A 23,752-nucleotide genomic window follows, 5' to 3' on the forward strand; every position below is an offset into this window, starting at 1 on the left:
CATAATTACCAACCCGAGCTGAGTAAAGATTAACTTCTTCGTTTTCCCTATATATCCAGTGCTGTACAGTCTTCATTGAAGTCTCTGCTTTGGAATATTCTGGTTGATAAATGATTTATTTTGAGTGAATATGACCGAAAGAGGTGAAAGATGCTCGACATAGAAAGACACAGACTGATACTCAGTGAGGTTTCCCAACGTTCTGTTGTAACCATTAAGGACATGGCTGACCTGCTCTCTGCATCTGAGTCGACTGTCAGAAGAGATATTACCGAGCTGGATGAGAAAGGATTACTCCGCAAGATTCGTGGTGGCGCAGAAGCACTGACTGCTCCCGCTATTGGTAATCTTGTAGGTCGTCCTTTCAATATCAGTCAGGGGATAAACTCCGGGCAAAAACAGGCAATTGCCAGAGCAGCCGCGAATCTTTGTCATGATGGAGACTCCATCATTATAAATGGTGGCACAACGACCAGCTTGCTGGCTCAGTACGTTTCAGACTTCTCCCTGCACGTACTGACCAATTCATTGCCGGTCTTTGAGTACCTGCTCAAATTTGAGAAGGTCAATCTGACCATTGCCGGTGGCAGTATTTACCGGGAGCAGAACATAGTTCTCAGTCCTTTCGAAAACGATGTCGTTAATCACTTCTTTGCGTCCAAGGTTTTTCTTGGAGCACAGGGAATCAGTAGAGTCGGTGTTATGGAGTCCGACCCTCTGGTCATACAGGCCGAAAGCCAACTCATCAAACAAGCTGAAAAAGTCGTAGTTCTTGCTGACTCCGAGAAATTCCAGAGAAAGAGCTCAATGGTGCTCTGCACGCTGGAAAAGATCAGCACACTAGTGACGGACGCGGGTATTGATGACCACTCGGCTTCGGTACTGGAAAGTCATGGTGTCGAAATTATCATCGCTGATGAAAATGATGTGCCACCACCAAGTATGCTCTGACAGCACTGCTGTCGTATAAAAATAAAAATATAACGGGAGTACACCAACCATGTGGATTAAGAAGACTGCGGCAGCTTTGATGCTGGCTGCTGGTGCCATGACAGTTCAGGCAGCTGAGTCGACAGATTCCATACGTATTGCCATGCTGGTAAAAAGTCTGGGTAATGGCTTTTTTGAAGCAGCCAGAGATGGCGGCGAAGAAGCGGCAAAAGAGCTGGGCAATGTTGATCTGATCTATACCGGCCCAACGACAGCAACCTCGGAAGGCCAGATTGATGTTATTAACTCTCTGATTTCCCAGAAAGTTGATGCCATTGTTGTTTCCGCTAACGATCCTGATGCCTTGGTACCTATTGCCAAGAAAGCCATGCGCCGTGGTATTCCTGTCTTATCCTTTGATTCCGGCATCTCTAAAGATGGTCGGGTATTCCACATCAATCCTTCCAACGCTGAGCTGATTGGTTACAAGCAGATTGCCATGATAAGCGAAACTCTGGGTGGCAAAGGAGAGATTGCTGTATTGAGTGCGACTGCACAGGCAACCAACCAGAACATCTGGATCAATGAGATGAAGAAAACTCTGAAGAAGCCCGAGTTTTCCGGTCTGAAGCTGGTTGATGTTGTTTATGGTGATGACCAGTCTGACAAGAGCTATCGTGAAGCGGTTGGCCTGTTCCGTAAACACCCTAACCTGAAAGGCATTATTGCTCCTACTACTGTTGGTATTACTGCTGCAGCCAAGGCCGTTGCTGACCAGGGTCTGGTAGGTAAGGTTTATGTTTCCGGTCTGGGTCTGCCTTCTGAAATGGCGGGGCATGTTAAGAGCGGTGCTGTTGATACCTTCGCTATCTGGAATCCGATCGATCTAGGTTACACCGCTGTTTATGCAGCTCATGAAATCGTGGCTAAAAAGTCCAAAGGCGAGCCGGGTGACCGCGTAAGAATCGGTCGTATGGGTTCTCTGAAGATCGATGGTAAAGGTGAAACTGCAATGGCTGAACCTTTTGTTTTCAACAAGGTAAACGTGGATAACTTCGCAAAGATCTTCTGATCCGCTATGTGGCTACAGGAAGAGTTGAGAGGCTCTTCCTGTCTGGCAAAATTCGGACTCGCCGTCAGGCATTTTTACTCAAGCAGTAATCTGAACGGAAGCCATGTCCGGCAGGTTGTAAGAGAAAATAATAATGATAAATGACGAATCTTCCGGGATACCTGTTCTACAGCTCAAACATCTTAAAAAACACTTTGGTGGCATCAAGGCTCTGGACGGTATTGAGCTAAGCCTTTATGCGGGCGAAGTGGTTGCTCTGGTTGGTGAAAACGGCGCGGGCAAATCTACAGCAGTAAAAATAATGACCGGTATTTATCAGCCAACAGACGGCGAAGTACTGGTAAATGGGCGGCCTGTTAAATTGTCGAATACTCAGGATGCCTGGACGCAAGGTATTTCAGCAGTTCATCAGGAAACAGTGATGTTTGATGAACTGAGTATTGTTGAAAACATATATATGGGACACCCCATCACTAATCGTTGGGGCGTTTATGACTGGTCTGCCATGAGAAAAAAGGCGGCTCAGTTACTGCAGGAAGTGGATATGGATATTCCTGTAGATACTCCGGTGCTTAAGTTGAGTGTTGCTCAGAAACATCTCATCGAAATCGCCCGTGCACTTTCTCACGATGCTCAGGTGGTTATTCTTGATGAACCTACGGCTGCACTCTCACGTCAGGAAATTATCGATTTCTATGGCATTGTCCGACGCCTGAAGGCTCGCGGCAAAGCCATACTTTTTATTACCCATAAGTTTGATGAAATATTTGAACTCTCAGATCGTTACACCGTATTTCGTGATGGGCAGTATGTTTCAGAAGGTTTGATTAAAGAAACTTCTCAGGACGAACTGGTCAGCATGATGGTGGGTCGAAGTGTTACCCAGGCTTACCCGAAGGTTGAAGCAGAGATGGGTGAAACCATTCTGGAAGTGGATGGTATTGGTAATGACGTTGAGTTTGAAGACATCAGCTTCTCGCTTCGTAAAGGTGAAGTACTGGGCTGTTATGGTCTGGTTGGTGCCGGTCGTTCGGAGATGGTTGAGGCTCTGTTTGGCTTGAAACCATTAGTCCATGGCAGTGTTTTTCTGAAAGGTGAGAAGGTTGATATCAAATCTCCTGCTCAGGCTATCAAGAGTGGACTCGTTCTGGTGCCTGAAGACCGGCAGCAGGCTGGTGGCATTCTGCCGCTGAATATTCGCGAAAACATTACCCTTCCTACGCTCGATAAAGTCAGTAGCAAGTTTTTCATCAGCTCTGATCAGGAAAACAGACTGACGGATACTTACGCCAGAAAACTGGCTGTTAAATCATCCGGGTATGAACAAAAACTGTCTGAACTGTCCGGTGGTAACCAGCAAAAAGTCGTTATAGCCAAGTGGCTGTCTACCCAACCGGAAATCATCATTCTGGACGAGCCCACAAAGGGTATCGACATAGGCTCCAAGGCGGCGGTTCATGAGTTCATCAGTGAACTGGTTTCTGAAGGTCTGTCTGTGGTTCTGGTTAGTTCGGAGCTGCCTGAAGTTATGGGCATGTCGGACAATATGCTGGTTATGCATGAAGGCCATATTACCGGCCGTTTTACCCGCTCGGAATTTGATGCCAAAGATATTCTCAAGGCAGCAACGGGTGAGTCAGAAGAGCTATTACAAAAAGAAGAACAAAAAATGGAGCAGTCCCATGACCAGCCTGTTGCAGCGGCGTGAAACGCAGCTCTTCCTGATACTGTTATTAATGCTGGTGTTTATAGGAATCAGGGCACCGGTTTTCTTCAGCGCGCAGAGTATGGATACCCTGCTGACGGATCTGGCGATACTGGCCATGGTGGCTTCCGTACAGATGCTTGCGATCATGACCCGTGGAATAGACCTGTCGGTTGCTGCCAATATAGCTCTAACAGGTATGGTTACAGCCATGTTGTCGTCTGAATTTCCTGCAATGCCAGTCTGGCAGACGGTTATGACGGCTCTTGGTCTGGGCTTGATGCTGGGCACGGTTAATGCGGTTCTTATAGCCAATGTTGGCATTCCGCCCATTGTTGTGACCCTGGGCACCATGAGTATCTATCGTGGCATGGTGTTTGTAGTGAGCGATGGCAACTGGGTAAATGCTCATGAGCTTGCCGAGCAATACCTTGGCTTTCCTATCGATCGTTTCCTGACACTGACCAATATTGTCTGGATATCAGTGGTGCTTCTGGCACTTCTGCACCTGTTTCTGTCAAGGCATCGGCATGGACGTGAGCTGTATGGGTTAGGCGGAAACCCGGAGGCAGCGAAGTATGTAGGCATCAATGAAAAGCAGAAGTTATATATTGTTTATTGCCTGACAGGAATGGTGTCCGGACTCTGTGGTTATCTCTGGGTTGCCCGTTACGCCGTTGCTTATACAGAAGTCGCTTTGGGCTTTGAACTCTCTACAGTAGCTGCCTGTGTGATTGGCGGTGTCAGCATGGCAGGTGGGATTGGTACCGTTTTAGGGACGGTGCTTGGTTCAGCGTTCCTAGTACTGATTTTTAATGCTCTGCCTGTTATTAACGTTTCACCCTTCTGGCAAATGGCTATTTCAGGAAGCGTCATTCTGATCGCTGTCATCCTGAACTCCATCAATGACCGTCCTCAGATGAAAGTTATCCTAAAAAAAGCACAACTCGCTACAGCGAAGGGGGCAGCGTAATGATTGCCACTGAAACTATGAGCTGGAAAGAGAAAGGTTCCAGCCTGTTCAAAAGCTGGGAAAGCCTGCTGCTTATTCTGCTGCTGCTTATATGTCTCGCAAATACATGGGCATCGCCGTATTTTCTGGATATCTATAACCTGATGGACAGTACCGCGATTTTTTCTGAGAAAGCGGTAATTGCCTTGTCGATGGCATTGATCATTATCTCACGGGATATTGATCTGTCGGTAGCTTCCATAATTGCTCTGACATCAACGGTTATTGGCTATTTCGCAACACTGGGTTTCGATACTTTTACGTTGCTATGGATCGGTGTTTTCACTGGTGCGATTTGCGGTGGGCTGAATGGGTTTATTGTTACCAAATTCGCGGTTCCTGCGATTGTTGTAACCATCGGTACCATGTCTCTGTATCGAGGTATTTCCTGGATCGTACTGGGAGACCGTGCTTATACCGACTATCCAGAAAACTTCTGGGTACTGGGGCAAGGTTATCTCTTTGATCTGATTCCTTATGAGTTTATTGCTTTTCTGGTGCTGGCTGTTGGTTTTGGGCTGCTGCTGCACAAGACAACTATTGGTCGAAATATTTATGCGCTGGGTAACAACCCTCGTGCTGCCCTTTACTCCGGAATCAATGTTAATCGCTATCGCTTCTGGCTGTTTGTCCTGAATGGCACTATGGCAGGTCTGGCTGGGGTATTCCTGACTTCACGTCTTGGAGCAACCCGTCCGAACATTGCTATGGGCTGGGAGCTGGAAATTATCACCATTGTTGTGTTGGGCGGCGTCAATATACTGGGCGGCAGTGGCAGTATTGCTGGTGTGGTTCTGGCGGCCTTTATTATCGGCATGCTGACCTTTGGTCTTGGGCTGTTGAACGTCCCCGGCATTCTAATGACCATCATAATTGGTCTTCTTTTGATCTCTGCAATTGCAGCCCCAATTCTGATCAAGAAATTCAAACCGGCCGGAGGAAAATAATAAGAAAGAGATAATTACCTGACATATAGACCCTCGAATGAAATGCCATGCACTGAAGCAGTTGTCCCTGTAGGTGTGTGGCCTTTAAAAAAATGTAGTAGCAAAACCAATAAAATAAAAATATTAGCTACGAGACACCTGATGAAAAAAATAATAAAAATTCTTGGAGCAACGGCAGCTCTGAGTGGAGGTTTTTTACCCAATGCATTTGCATGGGAAGACTCAAAATGGTTATGGACGGCCAACAATACAGCTGACAATCAGTGGGCTGCTTTCCGGAAGCAGATCAATCTGGATCAGAAGCCCGACTCAGCAATTATTAAGGTTGCAGTGGATTCGAAATACTGGCTTTGGGTAAACGGCCAGCTGGTGGTATTTGAAGGTGCGTTGAAGCGTGGCCCAACTCCCCAGGATACCTGGTATGACGAAGTTGATATAAGTCAGTATCTGCAACAGGGTGAGAATACGCTGGCTATTTTAGGCTGGTACTGGGGCAAGCAGGGCTTCTCCCATAAAGACAGTGGTCGTGCTGGTATGATCGCGCACCTCACCGCAGATGGTCAGCAGTTGGCCAGCGACAGTTCCTGGAAAGTTAAAAGCTATTCAGCTTACAAGAACAGTAACTCTGGCTCACAGCCAAACTACAGGCTGCCTGAATACAACGTAGTGTTTGATTCCAGAGAATCACTTGGAAACTGGTACAGTGCTGCCTACAACGATCAGAACTGGGCTTCAGCCTCCACCTATGGGGCAGAAGGCAGTGCTCCGTGGAATGAGCTGGTGAAGCGAGATATTCCGCAATGGAAAGACAGTGGGCTGGTGGCTTATGAAAATACACCTTCATTGCCGTTTACCAGTAATGGTCAGCCAATTACGGTTAACCTTCCCTATAACGCTCAGGTAACGCCTTACTTTAAGGTGAATTCCAGTCAGTCTGGCCAGACCGTACATATCAAAACAGATGGTTATAACGACGGTGGACCCGTTAACGTAAGAGCTGAATATGTTACCAAAGCAGGTGAGCAGTCTTACGAATCATACGGCTGGATGAGTGGTCACAGCATGACCTATACCTTCCCGGCGGGCGTAGAAGTACTTGAGCTCAAGTACCGTGAGACAGGCTATAACACCGAGTTTGTTGGGCAGTGGTCAACTAATGACGTGTTCTATAACAAGCTTTGGGATAAGGCAGGTCGTACTCTCTACATAAACATGCGAGACACCTTCTTTGATTGCCCAACCCGTGAGCGAGCTCAATGGTGGGGTGACGTTGTAAACCAGCTGGGCGAGGTCTTCTACGTCTTTGACAGTGATGCTCATAAGCTCATCAAGAAAGGTATTACTGACCTGTCCAACTTCCAGAGAAGTAATGGAACACTCTACTCCCCGGTTCCTGACGGTAACTGGAATCGTGAACTGGCCTCTCAAATGCTGGCCAGTGTCGGTGAATATGGCTTCTGGACTTACTATTTCAATACCGGTGACATTGACACAATCAGACAGGTATATCCGAACGTAAGAAGGTATCTGGAAGTTTATACCATGCGTGGTGATGGCCTGATCAATTACCGTTCCGGTGATTGGAACTGGGGTGACTGGGGTTCTGAACAGGACCGCTACGTTATTCAAACGACTATGTATTACATGGCTTTGAATGCTGCTCGCAAGATGGCTGCTGAGCTGGGTGAAACTCAGGATTTCAGCTGGTACGACACCCGTATCAACAGCATAAAAGCCAACTTTGACAGAGTACTCTGGAAGAACAATCACTACCGTTCCGGTGATGTCGCTACTGCTGATGACAGGGCCAACGCGCTTGCAGTTGTTTCCGGACTTGCATCACCTGATAAATATCAGGGAATCACTAATGTCCTGAGAAGCACCTATCGTTCCAGCCCTTACATGGAAAAATATGTGCTGGAAGCTCTTTACCAGATGGGTGAAGAAGACTTTGCTCTTACTCGAATGAAGAGCCGTTATGCACAAATGGTTGCGGATGATTACACCACATTGTGGGAGTTGTGGAGTAAAGGCGGTGGCAGTACAAACAACCATGCCTGGAATGCGCCTAATACCATTCTTGCTCAATATACATCTGGTGTCGCACCGACCAGCGTAGGCTGGAGTACGTATTCTGTGTTGCCGCAAATGGGTAAATTGACGTCTATTCAGCAAAGGGTTCCCAGCATCAAGGGCAATATTGATCTGACGCTTAATAAGGAAGACTGGGGTGTAGGTATAACGCTGGATTCTCCAGTCAATACCGTGGCAAAGGTTGGTATTCCGCTTAACTATTTCACACAACTCAACAGTGTCGAGATCAATGGCACAACTGTTTACAGCGATGGAAGTGCTTCTGGCAGCTTGGGTGGTGTCGAGTTTGCCGGTCAGAACAGCCAGTTCGTCATGTTTAATCTGCAGCCAGGCAGCTGGACTATTGAAGGCCGAGGAGAGGTTGTACCGGTTCACGTTCCTGACTGGACACACTGCGCTAATGAAAATGAGACATGCTCATTTGATGGCAAAACCAATGTTCGCTATGGCGCAGGCAGTCAGTACACCGAGCTGGAAGCGACCAATCAGGTTCAGTGCGATAACGATACCTTTGGCGACCCAGCCTCAGGCCTTGTGAAGAATTGTGAGTACGACGCTGCAGCATTAGTGCCAGTTACAACCTGGACTCATTGTGCAGATGAAAACGGCACCTGTACTTTCACAGGCACCCGCAAGGTTCGTTACGGTGCAAATGGTCTGTTCGCACAGCAAACTGCTACGGGTTCAATCGCCTGTAATAACAGTGTTTTTGGTGATCCGATTTCAGGCGTCGTGAAAAGCTGTGAAGTAGAAGAATTGCCTCAAACTCAGTGGACACAATGCGCTACTGAAGGACAGACCTGTAATGTCCCAGCGCTCAGTGAAGTTCGCTATGGAGCCAATGAAACTTATTCGGCGGTACAACAGGTGAGCAGTTCTGTGAGCTGCAGCAACACGGTGTTTGGTGACCCAATTTATGGTGTCGCCAAGAGTTGTGAATATCGATTGCTGCCTTAATTGGATGTAGTTGTGCTGGAGAGGGAAGGGCCTCTCCAGCTAAATGGACAAAACTATCTCAATAAATTTGGCCAACTGCACAATGAAAAAAATAATAAAACAGCTTCAGGCTTTACTCTTGATGATGGTAAGCCTGATTACGACATCCACTGCATACGCCTGGAGTGATGCACAGTGGATATGGACTGATGATACGTCATCTGTCAATCAGTGGGTGGGATTCAGAAAACAGCTCAGTCTTGCAGAAGCGCCGTCATCCGCGACTCTGAAGATTGCTGTGGACTCAAAGTATTGGTTATGGGTCAACGGTCAGTTAGTGGTCTATGAAGGAGGTTTGAAGCGCGGCCCGACGCCACTTGATACCTGGTATGACGAAGTCGATCTGAGTCAGTACCTGAAGTCAGGAAATAATACTCTCTCCATACTTGCCTGGTATTGGGGTAAAGAAGGTTATTCTCACAAAAGCAGTGGAGCGGGTGGCATGGTTGCTAACCTCTCTATTGCGGGTACAAACACTTTTGAAGTTAACTCTGACCACACATGGAAGGTCAAAAGGCTGGCTGAGTATGTCAATAGTGCATCAGGCACGCAGCCAGATATACGGTTACCAGAATATAACGTTGTTTACGACGCACGCCTAGCTGTTGGTGATTGGTTCTCAGAGAGTTTTGATGATCAAAACTGGAGCCTTGCCTCAACACATGGAGCTGTTGGCAGTGCCCCCTGGAATCAGTTGGTACGGAGAGAAATTCCACAGTGGAAAGACTATGGGTTAAAAAATTACGCTAATGTTCCACAGCTGCCTTTGGTCAGTACAGGTCAGACCATTGAAGTTGATTTACCGTACAACGCTCATATTACACCTTACTTCAAAGTAAGAGGTTCAGAAGGGCAGGTCGTACATATGGAAATGGATGCGTATCGTGATGGAGGCGCACCCAATGTAAGGGCTGAATATATTACTAAGGCTGGTCAACAGGCCTATGAATCACTTGGCTGGATGAGTGGTCACACTGTTAAGTATCGCTTTCCTGTAGGCATTGAAGTACTCGAATTAAAATATCGCGAAACTGGCTATGATGCTGAGTTTGTCGGCCAGTTCTCTTCCAATGATGCATTCTATAACAAGCTTTGGACCAAGGCCGGACGCACACTCTACGTCAATATGAGAGATACCTTCTTCGATTGCCCTACGAGAGAAAGAGCTCAGTGGTGGGGAGATGTCGTCAACCAGCTAGGTGAGGTGTTTTATACACTGGACCCGAAATCTCATCAGCTGATCAAGAAGGGTATCTACGACCTGACAAACTTTCAGAAAGGTAATGATGTGATGTTTGCTCCTGTGCCAACTGGTATCCCGTCTTACCAGTACAGGGACATGGAGTTATCAAACCAGATACTGGCCAGTGTCGGGGAATACGGATTCTGGAAGTATTATTTTAATACCGGTGATCGAGCGACTATTGAGCATGCTTACCCTGCAGTGAAGCGTTACCTTGAGCTTTGGAGTATGAGAGGTGATGGTTTGGTTAACTACCGGGCAGGCGACTACAACTGGGGTGATTGGGGAGGGAATGTAGACACATACACTCTCCAGGTTACCTGGTATTACATGGCACTTGATGGTGCAAGAAAAATGGCTCAGTTACTGGGCAGAACTCTGGATCTAAGCTGGTATGAAGCTCGAATGAGCAGCATTGATAACAATTTTGATGCCGTGCTCTGGAAAGGTGATTTCTATAAGTCGACGAATGTTGCTTACCCTGATGATCGTGCTAATGCGATGGCGGTTATATCCGGACTGGCTGACAGTAGTAAGCATGCAGACATTGGTCAGGTTTTGAAAACGCGCTTCTATGCTAGCCCATTTATGGAAAAGTATGTTCTTGAGGCTCTTTTCTTGCTTGGTGAAGATACTTTTGCTCTGAATAGAATGAAGAGTCGCTATAACAACATGGTAGCTTCTGAGTACTCGACTTTATGGGAGGGGTGGGCTCAGAACTCTGGGGCTACTTACAACCATGCATGGAATGCGCCCAATACAGTGCTTTCACAATATGCAGTTGGTGTTTCGCCATCCAGTGTTGGTTGGGCGACCTACTCTGTCCTACCACAAATGGGCAAGTTGACGTCTATTCATCAGGTTGTACCAAGCGTTAAAGGCAATATCGATATCAGTCTGGACAAGGAAGACTGGGGTTTTGGTATCAGTCTGAACTCTCCAGCCAATACGGTTGCAAAAGTCGGAATTCCTCTCGGTTACTTTACTCAACTTAATACCGTTGAAGTTAATGGGGCAGAGGTATACAGCAATGGCAACTTCAGTGGCGGTGTTAGCGGTGTTGAGTTTGCCGGTCGGAACAGCCAGTTTGTCATGTTTAACCTGCAACCAGGCAGCTGGACTATTGAAGGCCGAGGAGAGGTTGTACCGGTTCATATTCCTGACTGGACACACTGCGCTAATGAAAATGAGACATGCTCATTTGATGGCAAAACCAATGTTCGCTATGGCGCAGGCAATCAGTACACCGAGCTGGAAGCGACCAATCAGGTTCAGTGCGATAACGATACCTTTGGTGACCCTGCTTCAGGCCTTGTGAAGAGTTGTGAGTACGACGCTGCAGCACTGGTGCCAGTTACAACCTGGACTCATTGTGCAGATGAAAACGGTACCTGTACTTTCACCGGCACCCGCAAGGTGCGCTACGGCGCTAATGGACTGTTTGCCGAGCAAACGGCAACGGGTTCAATCGCCTGTAATAACAGTGTTTTTGGTGATCCGATTTCAGGCGTAGTTAAAAGCTGTGAAGTAGAAGAGTTGCCTCAAGCCCAGTGGACGCAATGCGCCACTGAAGGGCAGACCTGTAATGTTCCGGCGCTCAGTGAAGTTCGCTATGGCGCGAATGAAACTTACTCGGCGGTACAACAGGTGAGCAGTTCTGTGGGCTGCAGCAATACGGTATTTGGCGACCCGATTTATGGTGTCGCCAAGAGTTGTGAATATCGATTGCTGCCTTAGCAATAGTAAAAGCTACTTCGATAGCTAAAGGGATGTCGGGGGTTAAGTCGTTCCCCGACAGTTATAACAACAAGAAAAGGAAGTGCGATGAAAGAGAGTCTTATCTGCGCTGTAGATCTCGGCGCCTCTAGTGGTCGCCTGATTGTTGGTTGGCTGGAAGAAGGCTTGCCTGTTATCAGGGAAGTTCATCGTTTTGAGAACGCATTAGTTAACAAGAATGGCCATGATTGCTGGGACCTTGAAGGGCTCTATCAGAATATTCGTATAGGGCTGGAAAAAACGGTCAGAGGATACGGAACGCCGAAGTCTGTCAGTGTTGATAGCTGGGCTGTAGATTTTGTTCTTGTTGATAAAGAAGGTGAACTCGTATGTCCGCCTGTGGCCTATCGAGACAGCAGGACAGAAGGTTATCTCGATAAACTTTCTGATAAAGAAAAAGCGGGCGTCTATCGCCGTACTGCTATTCAGTTTCTGCCGTTTAATACGCTTTATCAGCTGCAGGCTATTTCAGATCAGAATCCTGAATGGCTGGAAGACGCTGACTGTTTCTTAATGATTCCGGATTATCTCAACTACCGACTCAGCGGTGTCCGGTCGTCTGAATACACTAATGCCAGTACTACCCAGTTACTTCATGCCGCTAACGCGGACTGGGATGATGAGCTTCTTTATATGGCGAAAGCACCAACGCGCCTTTTTCCCAAGCCTCAACTGCCTGGTACCAATCTTGGTCTGGTCACTGACTCAATAGCAACGGTCACTGGTCGTACGTCTGTCATTCTGGCTCCCAGTCATGATACTGCGGCATCAGTTGCAGCCAGTCCGTTAGCTGGAGAAAACAGCTTTTTCCTAAGCTCCGGAACCTGGTCACTAATGGGTTTTGAATCTGATGATTACTTTAACGATGAACAGGCGCTTGGTTTCAACATAACCAGCGAAGGCGGCATCAATCGTCGTTTTCGTGTGTTGAAAAATATTATGGGACTCTGGTTGATACAGAGAGTCTCTAAAGAATTAACTGATACCGACTTTAGCCAGTTGGTAGAAGCGGCTGAAGGAGCGATGCCTTTTCGCAGCCTGATCAATCCTAACGATGACCGCTTTCTCAATCCTGCTTCCATGATTGCTGAAATACAAAGCTACTGTCGTGAAACAGGGCAGCCTGTCCCCGAAACCGAAGGGCAGTTGGCTAGATGTATTTTTGAAAGTCTGGCTTTTCTCTATGCCAGAGTTGCTCAGGAACTGGCAACAGTCAGAGGCATCATGCCTGATAGCATCAATGTGTTTGGTGGTGGTTGTCAGAATGAACTGCTTAATCAGATGTGTGCGGATGCCTGTAATCTTCAGGTTGTTGCCGGACCAGTAGAGGCTTCAAGCCTCGGTAATCTTATCAATCAGTGGATTACCCATGGTCAGTTGGAGTCTCTTGAAGCCGCAAGATCCGCCATTGCTAAATCCAATGATCTGACAACTTTTTATCCAGATGCGATAAGCAGCTTTGAGTCTCAGAGATCGAGATTTAATGAACTGTTTGCGCGCTCTTCATCCTAATAACAATAATCAGACCGGGAAATAATAATGAAACCAAAGCATATTGAAACCGTATACGGCATCGCAAAAGAACAGTTTGCAGAACATGGAATTGATACTGACGCAGTAATGTCGAAACTCGATACGATCGCTGTTTCCATGCACTGCTGGCAGGGTGATGACGTTGCCGGTTTTGAAGCGCCGGATGGCCCGCTTACTGGTGGTATTCAGGTAACCGGTAACTATCCGGGCAAAGCCAATACACCACAGGAACTGCGTCAGGATATTGATAAGGCTATGAGCCTGATTCCTGGTGACCTGCGGCTGAACCTCCATGCTATCTACCTGGAAGCTGATCAGCCTGTTGATCGTAATGAAATCAAGCCAGAGCATTTCAGCAACTGGGTGGAATGGGCAAAAGCAAAGAATGTTGGGCTGGACTTCAATCCAAGCTGTTTCTCTCACCCATTAAGTGCTGACAATCTGACTCTGAGTCATCACAACGATGAAATCCGTCAGTTCTGGATTGAACACTGCCAGGCCAGCCGTAAGGTTAGTGAGTCTTTTGGTCAGGCGCTGGGAACACCATCTGTAATGAATATCTGGATTCCGGATGGCTACAAAGACCTGCCGGTTGATCGCTTCTCTCCCCGTGAACGTTTGATGAACTCACTGGATGAGATCATCAAGGAACCTATCTCAAGAGACCATCATTTGGATGCGGTAGAGAGCAAGCTGTTCGGAATAGGAACAGAGGCTTATACCGTCGGTTCGAATGAGTTTTACATGGGCTATGCAACCACCAGAGACATTCTGCTCTGCATGGATGCTGGACATTATCACCCGACCGAAGTCGTATCTGAAAAGATCTCTGCGGTTATGAACTATGTGCGCGAAGTGCTGCTGCATGTTTCCCGTCCAATTCGTTGGGACAGTGATCATGTGGTTCTGCTGGATGATGAAACTCAGGCCATTGCCAATGAAATCATTCGTGGAAACTTCCTGAATCGTGTCCATATCGGTCTGGACTTCTTTGACGCTTCTATCAACCGCATTGCGGCCTGGACCATAGGCACACGCAATATGAAAAAAGCGCTGTTGAAAGCCCTGCTGGAGCCGGTTGATCGCCTCAAACAGGCAGAGCTGGATAGCGACTTCACCAGCCGTCTTGCCTTGCTGGAAGAACAAAAATCTCTGCCGTGGAACGCTGTTTGGGATTACTACTGCATGAGCCGTGATGTGCCAGTTGGCGAGCAGTGGCTGCAGGAAGTTAAGCAGTATGAGCGTGAGGTGCTGAGCAACCGAGCTTAATCAAGAGGTGGTGTGTGTTTGGCCAGGGACGGCCAACCTTTTTTATTCCGTTTTATTGAAGTTTGAAGTAATGATCAGAAAAGCATTTGTGATGACTGTTCTGCCTGATGCTCATGATGAGTATCAGCGCAGACATGACGAACTCTGGCCTGAAATGGCTTCGCATCTTAAAAGACATGGCGTCAGTAATTACTCGATCTTTCTAAACCCCGGAACCAGTCAGTTGTTTGCCTATGTTGAGCTGGAGTCAGAAGCTCGCTGGGAAGCACTGTCCGAAACAAAAATCTGTCGGAGGTGGTGGCTATATATGAAAGACATTATGAGAACAGAGCAGGATGGGAAACCATTGACTGACGATTTGCAGCAAGTGTTTCATTTAGCCTGACTTTTAGCGCCTTATTAGCCTATTACTTGCAGTGTGCTGTCGCTATAATCCCTGAACAATAAAATCAATAATAAAACAGGGTCGCCTATGAGCACCGGCTGGATTTTAATATCAAAGGCTGTCGCCGGTATAGACAGTTTCACCGAAAGACTCGGACGTCTTCTCAGTTGGTTCAATTTGCTGCTGGTGGGCAGTGTTTTCACCGTCGTTATTCTTCGATACTGGTTTAACTCTGGCTCCATTGCGTTGCAGGAAGCGGGAATGTACTTCCATGCGCTCATATTTCTCGGAGCCAGCAGCTACTGCCTGAAAAATGGCGGCCATGTGCGTGTTGATGTCCTCTACAACCGTATGAATGCAAAACAGCAGGCACTGGTGAACAGTCTGGGAACCCTTCTGCTGTTAATGCCAGTCTGTCTGTTTATTGGCTTAATGAGCTGGGACTATGTCGCTCAGTCATGGCGGATTCAGGAAGTATCCCAGGAAGCAGGCGGCCTTTCTTTTGTTTATCTACTGAAAAGCCTGATTCTATTTTTCGTTGGCACAATGGTTTTACAGGGACTGGCTGAGCTTCTTCGCTCTGTGATGATTCTTATGGGCAAGGAGGCTGTATCCCATGGCTGATTTTATTCCCCTGTTTATGTTTGCCTGTGTCTGCCTGGTATTGATGGCGGGCTATCCGGTTGCCTATTCACTGGCAGGTACGGCTCTTATCTTTGCCGGAGTAGGAAGCCTGACCGGTTATTTTGAACCGACTTTTCTCAGTGCTTTGCCCAGTCGAATATTCGGCATTATTAATAACCAGACATTGATAGCAGTCCCGCTATTTGTGTTTATGGGCTGTATGCTGGAGAAGTCGAAAGTAGCGGAAGGCCTGCTGGAAAGTATGGCTCGATTGTTTGGCAAAACTCGTGGCGGCCTTGGTCTTTCGGTGACTCTGGTAGGTATGTTGTTGGCAGCCAGTACTGGCATTGTCGGAGCAACGGTCGTCACCATGGGGCTTCTGTCTTTGCCAACCATGCTTCGTCGTGGTTATTCACCGAGCCTGGCCACAGGCACTATTTGTGCGACCGGTAGCCTTGGTCAGATTATTCCTCCCTCTATTGCTCTGGTTCTACTTGGTGATGTGCTTTCAACAGCTTACCAGCAGGCACAGTTAAAAATGGGCATCTTTTCACCTAAAACAGTCTCTGTAGGTGATCTGTTTGTCGGTGCCATTATTCCTGGCCTATTACTGGTTGCAGCTTATTCTATTTATATATTGCTGGTGGCATGGAGAAAGCCGGACGCTGCACCGGGTCTTACTGATGAGGATATTCGTGAATACGACGAGAGCGAACATACGTCACTGTGGATGAATCTGATTCCACCGCTGTTACTGATCGGTGCTGTTCTTGGTTCGATCCTGGCGGGTGCTGCCACGCCAACAGAAGCGGCTGCTGTAGGTGCAGTGGGCGCAGTCGTATTAGCGTTAGCAAAACGACAGATAAGTATTAAAACCTTGTCAGAAGTCGCAAAAAATACGACTGAAGTCACCTGTATGGTCTTCCTGATTCTTATTGGTGCTTCTGTGTTCTCGCTGGTGTTCAGAGGTTTTGGTGGTGAAGAGCTGATTCATGAAGTCTTCTCGGCTATGCCAGGCGGTGTCTTTACTGCTGTGCTGGTAGTGATGATTGTTATGTTCCTGCTGGGCTTTATTCTCGACTTTATCGAGATCACCTTTGTTATTGTGCCGATGGTTGGTCCGGTACTGCTGGCGATGGGACTCGATCCTGTCTGGTTGGGTATTATGATTGCAGTTAATTTGCAGACTTCTTTTCTGACCCCGCCCTTCGGCTTTGCTCTCTTCTACCTCAGAGGTGTTGCGCCGCCGGAAGTGAAAACCTCAGACATCTACCGAGGTGTCGTACCGTTTATTGTGATTCAGCTGATGCTGTTGGCTGCTCTGGCCATATGGCCTGAACTTGCTACTTGGCTACCAGAGCAACTTTATGGATAATGCCGGAAAATTAATATCTGAACTGTATAACTCAATAGCTCAGACATAAAAATAAGAACAAGTCGTCTACATGGATGATAGGACGACAACTGGAGGTGCGAGATGGTGCTGGATAGTGATACACCTGCTCCTGAAGGTGAGCTGACACTCAAGATCCTTGCTGATTACAAGTCCGTTAATTCTACGGGTGATGTATTTGGTGGCTGGGTTGCCATGCAGGTTGATCTGGCTGGTGAGATCATGGCCAAGAAAGTTGCTAATGGTCGTGTAGTAACGGTGAGCATAGGCTCGATGAGCTTTATGCGATCGGTAAAAATTGGCGATATTCTGTCGCTCTTCACCCGAATTACTGAAGTAGGAAAAACATCGATTCGTGTCGTCGTTGAAGCCTGGGTGGAAGACAGCGAAGGAAGCGCCAAATTGACAGAAACCAGTATGGTGTTTGTCGCCGTTGATTCGACTGGTAGAACTCGAAGAATCAGTGACTACAGCGCTTGATAAGCGTGTAGCGACACGCAATCGAATATTAGGTAATTGTTTGCCCGCGGCAGGCGGGCGAACAACTCTGGATTTCATATGTCTGGGTAGTTGGTTATAGATAAGTCACTATGACTGATATTTAGTCAGCATTGCAGCCAGCTTCTCGGCAGATGCAGGTTTGCTGAGAAACTCGTCTATGCCGGCAGCAAGGCAGGTTTCTCTGTCTTTACCGGAAACGCTGGCTGTATAGGCTATGACAGGGATTTTCGAGTAGCTGTGGTTAGAAGCCCGAATTTGTTTTGTGGCCTCGATACCGTCCATGACCGGCATCATGATATCCATAAGAACCAGGTCAAAAGGTTCTTTCTTCAAAAGCCCACTCTCCAGCAGCTCTAACGCTTTGGCTCCGTCCTCTGCCAGCTCAAAACTACAGCCCAGTTTTTCCAGCAGTTTGCGGGCTACCATCTGATTAACCTTGTTATCTTCAGCAATCAGAATATTGAGATTCAGCTTTTCCGTATCAGGCATAGCTAGCTCCGAAGAGTGTTCTACTAGCAATATCTGAATTTCCGGCTGGTTCTTTAAGCTGGGAGGCTCTTTAAAGAGAGAAGAGCTTTGCACAGCTGGGATATACCATTCCAGTCAGCGTTCTGAACCAGCTCATCCGGAGCCAGCCAGGTGCCTGCAACACAGGGAACAGAAGGCAATAAAAGGTATGCCTGATAGTTTTCACTATTAATGCCACCAGTAGGACAGAAGCTGATTTCAGGCAGAGGCCCCGCCAGAGCCTTCAGCATTTCTGTGCCGCCAGAGGCTTCGGCCGGGAAAAACTTCAGACAATTAAAGCCTGCTGTGAAGGCGGCTATAGCCTGAGTGGGGTTGGATACTCCGGGGAGAAAAGGCGCGGAACAGTCTCTGGCAGCTTCAAGAATACTGTCCGTAGACCCAGGTGAGACCAGAAAATCAGCACCAGCCTGCTCAGCCAGTTGCAGCTGGAAGGGCGTTAATACGGTGCCAGCTCCCATAATAAGGTCTTCAGGAAGCTGTTCTTTTATAGCTCTGATCGCATCAAGAGCACAGCTTGATCGCAGGGCTATCTCCTGATTTTTCAAGCCACCGTCATAAAGTGCCAGGGACAATGAAAGAGCCTGATCGACCGAATCAGGCGTTATTACTGGAATAACCGGGCTGGCGGAGGTCAGGATATCTTTCATTGTCATTATTCTTATTCCTTTTATTTGTTATGGACTGACACCTGTTAAACCTTTTTCAATAGCATGAGGTCTGAATATTGATTCGATCCAGAATGGATAGTTCAAGTTGATCACCCTTTTCAAGTGGACCAACACCAGCGGGTGTACCCGTCAGAATGATATCGCCTGGCTCAAGGGTAAAGTGGCGACTGATATAACTGATTAGTCCGGGAATAGACGTCAACATATGGGAGCTATTGCCCTGTTGTCGCATTACATTGTTCACTTTCAAATCAAAACTGATGTCGTCCAGATCATGAAAATGTTCTTTGGCGATAAAACCAGATATTGGACAACTGCCGTCAAAAGCTTTTGCAGTTTCCCATGGCAGGCTTTTGGCTTTCAGAGTCGATTGAAGATCACGCAGGGTTAAATCAAGTGCCAGAGCAAACGCCCTGATAGCCGCAATACTCTCGAGTTCGCTGGCGTTTTTCAGACGTTTATCGATCAGCAGAGCAACTTCAGTTTCGTGATGAACACTGCCACGATCTTTCGGGATAGAAAAAGGCACGTCGAGAGGCACAAGGGCGGTTGCCGGCTTCATAAAAAGAACCGGATCGTCAGGCAACGGGTTGTTGAGTTCGTGAATATGTTCTACATAGTTACGACCAACACAGACAACCTTGCCGGTAGGAAGATCAATTCTGTCGCCACTTAACCAGTGATGTCTGTACTTCATAAGACTTCCTTTTTACTCCGACCTTTCTTATTCTAGGGCTATCAGGCTCTCAAACGTTTCTGCAACTGGCAGGAGCAGTTTTACTCTCAGCAGGCACTTTTAGCCAGACCCCAGGTCCGGCACCCAGATCTCAGGAGCGAACAATGTCCGAAGAGCTTCACATCAATATTCAAAACCTTCACGACCTTCTTGAAGGCCAGCCTGTTGACGACTGCACCGCCGGTTCGTTGAAACAGATCACCGATGAAATACAGCTGGCTCTTGCCCAGGCGGAGGGTGAAATTCCTCTGCAGGACTATAACGAGCAGCTGGAGCAGGAGCTTATCAAGTTTGGTGAAGAGCATCCGGCACTGGCCCAGGCCATCAGACAGGTCATGAATACACTGTCCAGTATTGGTATCTGAACAGGCATCATACCTTTCAACTTGATCAAGTTTAAGCCCCGGCGGAATCGTTTGTCGGGGTTTCCCGTCATAGTGTTTCGGTGTTTCACGTTAAGGCACTTTTCTGTGCTATGATTCCCACCCGGTCCGTTATACGCCAGCGACTATAACAATTCCAATGCTTGAAGCAGTATTCGGTCTGTCAGGAATGAACAGAAACTAACGTCAGTGTTGTGTGGCAACTGTGCATAATTGAATAGATGAATATTTTTCACCCACCGTGGGTGGGTGAAAATGTATGACTCAGTATATTCGATTACATATGCCAACTGTGCACACTGGACGGCAGAAGAAATATAATCCGAGCAAACACTATGCCTTCTATTTCCCTGGACAAGAGCAAGATCCGTTTCCTTCTGCTGGAAGGGGTTCACCATTCAGCTGTTGAGATTCTCGAAGCTTCCGGCTACACCAATATCGACTATGTCTCCAAGTCACTGCCAGACGATGAACTGAAGCGTCGTATTTCCGAAGCTCATTTTGTCGGTATCCGCTCGCGTACTCAGTTGACCGAAGACGTCTTTGCTGCGGCTGAGAAACTGGTCGCAGTGGGTTGCTTCTGCATCGGTACCAATCAGGTTGAACTGGCTGCAGCCACTTCCCGTGGTATTCCGGTATTCAATGCGCCTTATTCCAACACTCGCTCTGTAGCAGAACTGGTTCTGGCTCAGGCTATTCTGCTGTTGCGTGGTGTTCCTGAAAAGAACGCGGCGGCACACCGTGGTGGCTGGATCAAGAGTGCGGCTAACTCATACGAAAGCCGTGGTAAGAAGCTGGGTATTGTTGGTTACGGCAGCATCGGCAGTCAGCTGAGTATTCTGGCTGAATCTCTGGGCATGCACGTTTATTACTATGACGTGGTGACTAAACTGTCTATGGGTAATGCCAGGCAGATCAGCAATCTCGATGAGCTGCTGGCGAAAGTTGATGTAGTCAGCCTGCATGTTCCTGAAACACCAGCAACCAAGTATATGTTTGGTGAAGAACAGTTCGCAGCCATGAAAGAAGGCAGTGTTCTGATCAATGCTTCCCGTGGCACAGTGGTGGATATCAACGCGCTGAAGTCAGCGGTAGAGTCCGGCAAGTTGCTGGGTGCGGCTATTGACGTATTCCCTGAAGAGCCACGTTCCAACAATGACGAATTTATCAGCCCGTTACGAGGCCTGGATAATGTGATTCTGACACCTCACGTAGGTGGCAGCACTCAGGAAGCTCAGGAAAATATTGGTCGTGAAGTCGCTGAGAAATTCGTGATGTACAGCGATAACGGTACAACTCTGTCGTCTGTTAACTTCCCTGAAGTTGCGTTGCCAGGCCATTCTGACAAGCATCGTCTGTTACACATTCACAAGAATATTCCAGGTGTGCTGGGTGCGATCAACAAGGTGTTCTCCGAGAACGGCATCAACATCAGTGGTCAGTTCCTGCAGACTAATGACAAAGTTGGTTATGTAGTGATGGATGTAGATGCTGATCGCAGTGAGATTGCGCTGGAGAAGCTGAAAGAGATCGAAGGTACTATTCGCTGCCGCGTTCTTTACTGATTTACAGTAGCAACAAAAGTTGTCGAGAGGCTATCCTCTCGACATTTATCCCGCCTTAAACCGCCATCATCTTTAGAGCTTCAATTTCCTCTGGCCAGATAGTGTCGTCGATTGTTTCCAATACCATTGGCACACCGTTGAAACGGTCATCAGACATAATGTATTTAAAGACATCCCAGCCGATTTCACCTTGCCCAAGACTATGGTGACGGTCCTTTCTTGAACCTAGTTCACACTTGCTGTCGTTCAGGTGCATACCTTTCAGGTACTGGAAGCCAACAATGCGCTCAAAATCGCCAAAGGTTTTCTCGCAGGCTTCTGTGGTGCGCAGGTCATAACCAGCGGCAAAGGTATGGCAGGTATCGAGGCAGACACCAATACGGCTTTTATCTTCCACGCCATCAATGATCTCTGCCAATTCTTCAAACTGCCAGCCAAGGTTGCTGCCTTGGCCTGCTGTATTTTCGATAACAGCGATGACACCTTCGGTTTTATCCAGAGCCATGTTGATGGATTCGGAGATACGACCAAGACAGTCTGAAATGTCCATTTTTCTCAGATGGCTGCCAGGGTGGAAGTTAAGACGGTCTAAACCCAGCTGCATGCAACGTTCGAGCTCATCAATAAAAGCATCACGGGACTTATCCAGTGCTTCCTGTTCGGGGTGGCCGAGGTTTATAAGGTAACTGTCGTGAGGCAGTATCTGCTCCGGTTTAAAACCAAACTTCTCACAACGCTCTTTGAAAAGATTGATGCTTTTGGTTGTCAGAGGTTTGGCCTGCCACTGACGTTGGTTTTTAGTAAACAGGGCAAAGGCTGTTGCACCTAGCTTGTGGGCGTTCAGGGGAGCATTCTCCACGCCGCCTGCAGCACTGACATGGGCGCCAACAAATTTCATTTAGGTCAAAACCCCTATATAAAAAATAATTTATATCTTAGACGATGGTATGGATAGTTTATAACATGAAGTTGTATTCATAATTGTCCTTCAGGGGGGGACTCATAATGAAAAAAATGATGGCGGCAGCTGCACTTTTACTGGCTATGCCTCTGACTGTATTTGGCTACAGCTTTTCTGAAGGCAAGAATTACACTCAGCTTCCGGAAACCTTCCAGAAGAGCGAAAAACCGACTCTGACCGAGGTTTACTCCGTCTATTGCGACCACTGCTATAAGTGGGAACAAAAAGGTATGATTCAGTCTATTCAAAATGAAATGATCAAGAAGAAGGTCGACTTTGAGCAGGCTCATATCGCCTTTGTTGCCAATTATGGTGACAAGATCAGTAAAGCACTTCTGGCTGCTGGCAAAACGGGCGAGAAAAAGGCAGTGAAAGACACACTGTTTTCTGCGTTGCATGAAGATAAAATTGGCGACTGGAAATCGGATGATCAGTTTTTTGCTACCCTTGCCAAAGCAGGCCTGACTCGCGAAGAGTTTCAGAAGGGAGTGAGCAGCAAGGACATTCAAAAGAAGTTCAAGTTGTGGGAAGCTTATGAAAAAGCGGTTACTTCCACACCTTCTTTTGTGGTGAATGGCAAATACGTCATCAAAACGGAAAGTCTTGAGTCTTTTGAGCAATTTTACGCTCTGATTGATTACCTGCTGGTACGACCCTGATCACGATAGAAATAATAGAAAGACAAATGGAGCAGCACCAAAGTGAATGCACTGGCTAAAATCTGGAGTGACTTTCGTTCTGCTCCCATGGGAGCCATCAGAGAGTGGCAGAACCACCGGGTCATCTGGCTGATTATGCTGGTGACGGCTCTGTCACTGGAATCCACAGCCTGGTATTTCCAGTATGTGATGCTGATGGATCCTTGTGAACTCTGTGTCTATCAACGTCTTGCAGTAATGCTACTGGCGATTGCTGCCGGTATTATGCTGATTGCCCCTAAGAATAAACTGGTTCGGGCTTCAGGGTATCTTGTCTGGATCACAGGAGCACTGTACGGCTTGATGGCTGCTATTAAGCAGCTGGGTTATTACGGTGATAATGACCTGTTTATGACCTGTAAAGCGCTGCCAGACTTTCCGTTTGGACTGAAACTGTATGAATGGTGGCCTGAGATGTTTCTGCCTTCCGGTTTCTGTGGGCAGGATGGATGGCTGTTCCTGGGTTTAAACATGGCAACCTGGATGACATTTATCTTTGGTATTTATGCTGTTGTTTTTGCTCTTTGTATTATCAGTGAACTGAAGAAGCGTTGATACGCAGTCTTTCAGAGAAAAGCCTCTTCAGAAATGAATAAGGCTTTTTTTGTATCTTCAAAATCACAGAAGTGTTTTGACACAGGTAGTCGAATATTAAGTTGCTATATCCCCGCCGTTGGCGGGGATATAGCTTATGAATTCGTATGTCTGGGCACTTATAGCCCTGCTGTATCGA

The 23,752-nt window shown here is 47.3% G+C and carries 21 protein-coding genes; 17 read left to right on the forward strand and 4 right to left on the reverse strand.

Going from position 1 to position 23,752, the window contains the following annotated elements; genetic code table 11:
- Positions 1-150 precede the first annotated feature (150 nt).
- From EOPP23_RS00670 to EOPP23_RS00730, 13 genes are all read left to right on the forward strand, one after another.
- Positions 151-951: a DeoR/GlpR family DNA-binding transcription regulator gene (locus EOPP23_RS00670; RefSeq protein ID WP_153764051.1), complete on the forward strand. Its 801-nt coding sequence runs from the start codon at positions 151-153 to the stop codon at positions 949-951.
- Between the two features lie 49 nt (positions 952-1,000).
- Positions 1,001-2,002 carry a rhamnose ABC transporter substrate-binding protein gene (gene rhaS / locus EOPP23_RS00675; RefSeq protein ID WP_153764052.1) on the forward strand — a complete coding sequence of 334 codons (1,002 nt, stop codon included), beginning with the start codon at positions 1,001-1,003 and terminating at the stop codon, positions 2,000-2,002.
- Positions 2,003-2,135: 133 nt separating this feature from the next.
- Positions 2,136-3,710, forward strand: coding sequence for a sugar ABC transporter ATP-binding protein (locus EOPP23_RS00680; protein ID WP_153764053.1), 1,575 nt, complete (start codon positions 2,136-2,138; stop codon positions 3,708-3,710).
- Positions 3,685-4,680 (forward strand): ABC transporter permease, encoded by a 996-nt coding sequence (locus tag EOPP23_RS00685; RefSeq protein WP_153764054.1) that lies wholly within the window; start codon positions 3,685-3,687, stop codon positions 4,678-4,680. Before EOPP23_RS00680 ends, EOPP23_RS00685 begins: the two co-directional genes overlap by 26 nt.
- Positions 4,680-5,666 (forward strand): ABC transporter permease, encoded by a 987-nt coding sequence (locus tag EOPP23_RS00690; protein WP_153764055.1) that lies wholly within the window; start codon positions 4,680-4,682, stop codon positions 5,664-5,666. Before EOPP23_RS00685 ends, EOPP23_RS00690 begins: the two co-directional genes overlap by 1 nt.
- Before the next feature lie 141 nt (positions 5,667-5,807).
- Positions 5,808-8,717 carry an alpha-L-rhamnosidase N-terminal domain-containing protein gene (locus EOPP23_RS00695; protein ID WP_194842445.1) on the forward strand — a complete coding sequence of 970 codons (2,910 nt, stop codon included), beginning with the start codon at positions 5,808-5,810 and terminating at the stop codon, positions 8,715-8,717.
- An 82-nt stretch (positions 8,718-8,799) separates the two neighbouring features.
- Entirely contained in the window at positions 8,800-11,736 is a 2,937-nt protein-coding gene (locus EOPP23_RS00700) for an alpha-L-rhamnosidase C-terminal domain-containing protein (protein WP_194842446.1), read from the forward strand.
- A gap of 87 nt (positions 11,737-11,823) precedes the next feature.
- On the forward strand, positions 11,824-13,287 hold the full coding sequence (rhaB, locus tag EOPP23_RS00705; protein ID WP_153764058.1) for a rhamnulokinase: 1,464 nt from the start codon (positions 11,824-11,826) through the stop codon (positions 13,285-13,287).
- A gap of 27 nt (positions 13,288-13,314) precedes the next feature.
- On the forward strand, positions 13,315-14,577 hold the full coding sequence (locus tag EOPP23_RS00710; RefSeq protein WP_153764059.1) for an L-rhamnose isomerase: 1,263 nt from the start codon (positions 13,315-13,317) through the stop codon (positions 14,575-14,577).
- A gap of 70 nt (positions 14,578-14,647) precedes the next feature.
- A complete protein-coding gene (gene rhaM, locus EOPP23_RS00715) occupies positions 14,648-14,962 on the forward strand; it encodes an L-rhamnose mutarotase (RefSeq protein WP_153764060.1) in 315 nt (104 codons plus the stop codon).
- Positions 14,963-15,049: 87 nt separating this feature from the next.
- Positions 15,050-15,586 carry a TRAP transporter small permease subunit gene (locus EOPP23_RS00720; protein ID WP_153764061.1) on the forward strand — a complete coding sequence of 179 codons (537 nt, stop codon included), beginning with the start codon at positions 15,050-15,052 and terminating at the stop codon, positions 15,584-15,586.
- Complete coding sequence (locus EOPP23_RS00725; RefSeq protein ID WP_153764062.1) at positions 15,579-16,961, forward strand: TRAP transporter large permease subunit; 1,383 nt, start codon at positions 15,579-15,581, stop codon at positions 16,959-16,961. Before EOPP23_RS00720 ends, EOPP23_RS00725 begins: the two co-directional genes overlap by 8 nt.
- 102 nt (positions 16,962-17,063) lie before the next feature.
- Complete coding sequence (locus EOPP23_RS00730; protein ID WP_153764063.1) at positions 17,064-17,459, forward strand: acyl-CoA thioesterase; 396 nt, start codon at positions 17,064-17,066, stop codon at positions 17,457-17,459.
- A gap of 108 nt (positions 17,460-17,567) precedes the next feature.
- On the opposite strand, the gene EOPP23_RS00735 is transcribed toward EOPP23_RS00730, so the two are convergent.
- From EOPP23_RS00735 to EOPP23_RS00745, 3 genes are read right to left on the reverse strand one after another with little or no spacing between them, the layout of a single operon-like run.
- Positions 17,568-17,969 carry a response regulator gene (locus tag EOPP23_RS00735; protein WP_153764064.1) on the reverse strand — a complete coding sequence of 134 codons (402 nt, stop codon included), beginning with the start codon at positions 17,967-17,969 and terminating at the stop codon, positions 17,568-17,570.
- Between the two features lie 53 nt (positions 17,970-18,022).
- Positions 18,023-18,661: a bifunctional 4-hydroxy-2-oxoglutarate aldolase/2-dehydro-3-deoxy-phosphogluconate aldolase gene (eda, locus tag EOPP23_RS00740; RefSeq protein WP_153764065.1), complete on the reverse strand. Its 639-nt coding sequence runs from the start codon at positions 18,659-18,661 to the stop codon at positions 18,023-18,025.
- Between the two features lie 49 nt (positions 18,662-18,710).
- Positions 18,711-19,373: a fumarylacetoacetate hydrolase family protein gene (locus tag EOPP23_RS00745; RefSeq protein ID WP_153764066.1), complete on the reverse strand. Its 663-nt coding sequence runs from the start codon at positions 19,371-19,373 to the stop codon at positions 18,711-18,713.
- Positions 19,374-19,516: 143 nt separating this feature from the next.
- Here EOPP23_RS00745 and EOPP23_RS00750 point away from each other — a divergent pair, with 143 nt between their 5' ends.
- Together EOPP23_RS00750 and serA are read left to right on the forward strand one after the other, a co-directional pair.
- A complete protein-coding gene (locus tag EOPP23_RS00750) occupies positions 19,517-19,777 on the forward strand; it encodes a DUF4404 family protein (RefSeq protein WP_153764067.1) in 261 nt (86 codons plus the stop codon).
- A gap of 353 nt (positions 19,778-20,130) precedes the next feature.
- Positions 20,131-21,360: a phosphoglycerate dehydrogenase gene (serA, locus tag EOPP23_RS00755; RefSeq protein WP_153764068.1), complete on the forward strand. Its 1,230-nt coding sequence runs from the start codon at positions 20,131-20,133 to the stop codon at positions 21,358-21,360.
- Positions 21,361-21,415: 55 nt separating this feature from the next.
- On the opposite strand, the gene nfo is transcribed toward serA, so the two are convergent.
- Complete coding sequence (gene nfo / locus EOPP23_RS00760; RefSeq protein ID WP_153764069.1) at positions 21,416-22,258, reverse strand: deoxyribonuclease IV; 843 nt, start codon at positions 22,256-22,258, stop codon at positions 21,416-21,418.
- 107 nt (positions 22,259-22,365) lie between these two features.
- Here nfo and EOPP23_RS00765 point away from each other — a divergent pair, with 107 nt between their 5' ends.
- Positions 22,366-22,980 (forward strand): thioredoxin domain-containing protein, encoded by a 615-nt coding sequence (locus EOPP23_RS00765; protein ID WP_153764070.1) that lies wholly within the window; start codon positions 22,366-22,368, stop codon positions 22,978-22,980.
- 42 nt (positions 22,981-23,022) lie between these two features.
- Positions 23,023-23,574, forward strand: coding sequence for a disulfide bond formation protein DsbB (dsbB, locus tag EOPP23_RS00770; RefSeq protein WP_153764071.1), 552 nt, complete (start codon positions 23,023-23,025; stop codon positions 23,572-23,574).
- The last annotated feature ends 178 nt before the right edge of the window (positions 23,575-23,752 follow it).

It is taken from the genome of Endozoicomonas sp. OPT23 (assembly GCF_009653635.1).
GTDB lineage: Bacteria > Pseudomonadota > Gammaproteobacteria > Pseudomonadales > Endozoicomonadaceae > Endozoicomonas_A.

Bases quoted from the DNA above. Each gene is read 5' to 3' on its own strand.
- EOPP23_RS00720 (WP_153764061.1), top strand. From the start codon at position 15,050: ATGAGCACCGGCTGGATTTTAATATCAAAGGCTGTCGCCGGTATAGAC.
- nfo (WP_153764069.1), bottom strand. From the start codon at position 22,258: ATGAAATTTGTTGGCGCCCATGTCAGTGCTGCAGGCGGCGTGGAGAAT.
- EOPP23_RS00730 (WP_153764063.1), top strand. From the start codon at position 17,064: ATGGTGCTGGATAGTGATACACCTGCTCCTGAAGGTGAGCTGACACTC.
- EOPP23_RS00765 (WP_153764070.1), top strand. From the start codon at position 22,366: ATGAAAAAAATGATGGCGGCAGCTGCACTTTTACTGGCTATGCCTCTG.
- eda (WP_153764065.1), bottom strand. From the start codon at position 18,661: ATGACAATGAAAGATATCCTGACCTCCGCCAGCCCGGTTATTCCAGTA.
- EOPP23_RS00680 (WP_153764053.1), top strand. From the start codon at position 2,136: ATGATAAATGACGAATCTTCCGGGATACCTGTTCTACAGCTCAAACAT.
- rhaB (WP_153764058.1), top strand. From the start codon at position 11,824: ATGAAAGAGAGTCTTATCTGCGCTGTAGATCTCGGCGCCTCTAGTGGT.
- EOPP23_RS00710 (WP_153764059.1), top strand. From the start codon at position 13,315: ATGAAACCAAAGCATATTGAAACCGTATACGGCATCGCAAAAGAACAG.
- EOPP23_RS00735 (WP_153764064.1), bottom strand. From the start codon at position 17,969: ATGCCTGATACGGAAAAGCTGAATCTCAATATTCTGATTGCTGAAGAT.
- serA (WP_153764068.1), top strand. From the start codon at position 20,131: ATGCCTTCTATTTCCCTGGACAAGAGCAAGATCCGTTTCCTTCTGCTG.
- EOPP23_RS00670 (WP_153764051.1), top strand. From the start codon at position 151: ATGCTCGACATAGAAAGACACAGACTGATACTCAGTGAGGTTTCCCAA.
- rhaS (WP_153764052.1), top strand. From the start codon at position 1,001: ATGTGGATTAAGAAGACTGCGGCAGCTTTGATGCTGGCTGCTGGTGCC.
- EOPP23_RS00700 (WP_194842446.1), top strand. From the start codon at position 8,800: ATGAAAAAAATAATAAAACAGCTTCAGGCTTTACTCTTGATGATGGTA.
- EOPP23_RS00750 (WP_153764067.1), top strand. From the start codon at position 19,517: ATGTCCGAAGAGCTTCACATCAATATTCAAAACCTTCACGACCTTCTT.
- EOPP23_RS00690 (WP_153764055.1), top strand. From the start codon at position 4,680: ATGATTGCCACTGAAACTATGAGCTGGAAAGAGAAAGGTTCCAGCCTG.
- EOPP23_RS00725 (WP_153764062.1), top strand. From the start codon at position 15,579: ATGGCTGATTTTATTCCCCTGTTTATGTTTGCCTGTGTCTGCCTGGTA.
- EOPP23_RS00685 (WP_153764054.1), top strand. From the start codon at position 3,685: ATGACCAGCCTGTTGCAGCGGCGTGAAACGCAGCTCTTCCTGATACTG.
- rhaM (WP_153764060.1), top strand. From the start codon at position 14,648: ATGATCAGAAAAGCATTTGTGATGACTGTTCTGCCTGATGCTCATGAT.
- EOPP23_RS00695 (WP_194842445.1), top strand. From the start codon at position 5,808: ATGAAAAAAATAATAAAAATTCTTGGAGCAACGGCAGCTCTGAGTGGA.
- EOPP23_RS00745 (WP_153764066.1), bottom strand. From the start codon at position 19,373: ATGAAGTACAGACATCACTGGTTAAGTGGCGACAGAATTGATCTTCCT.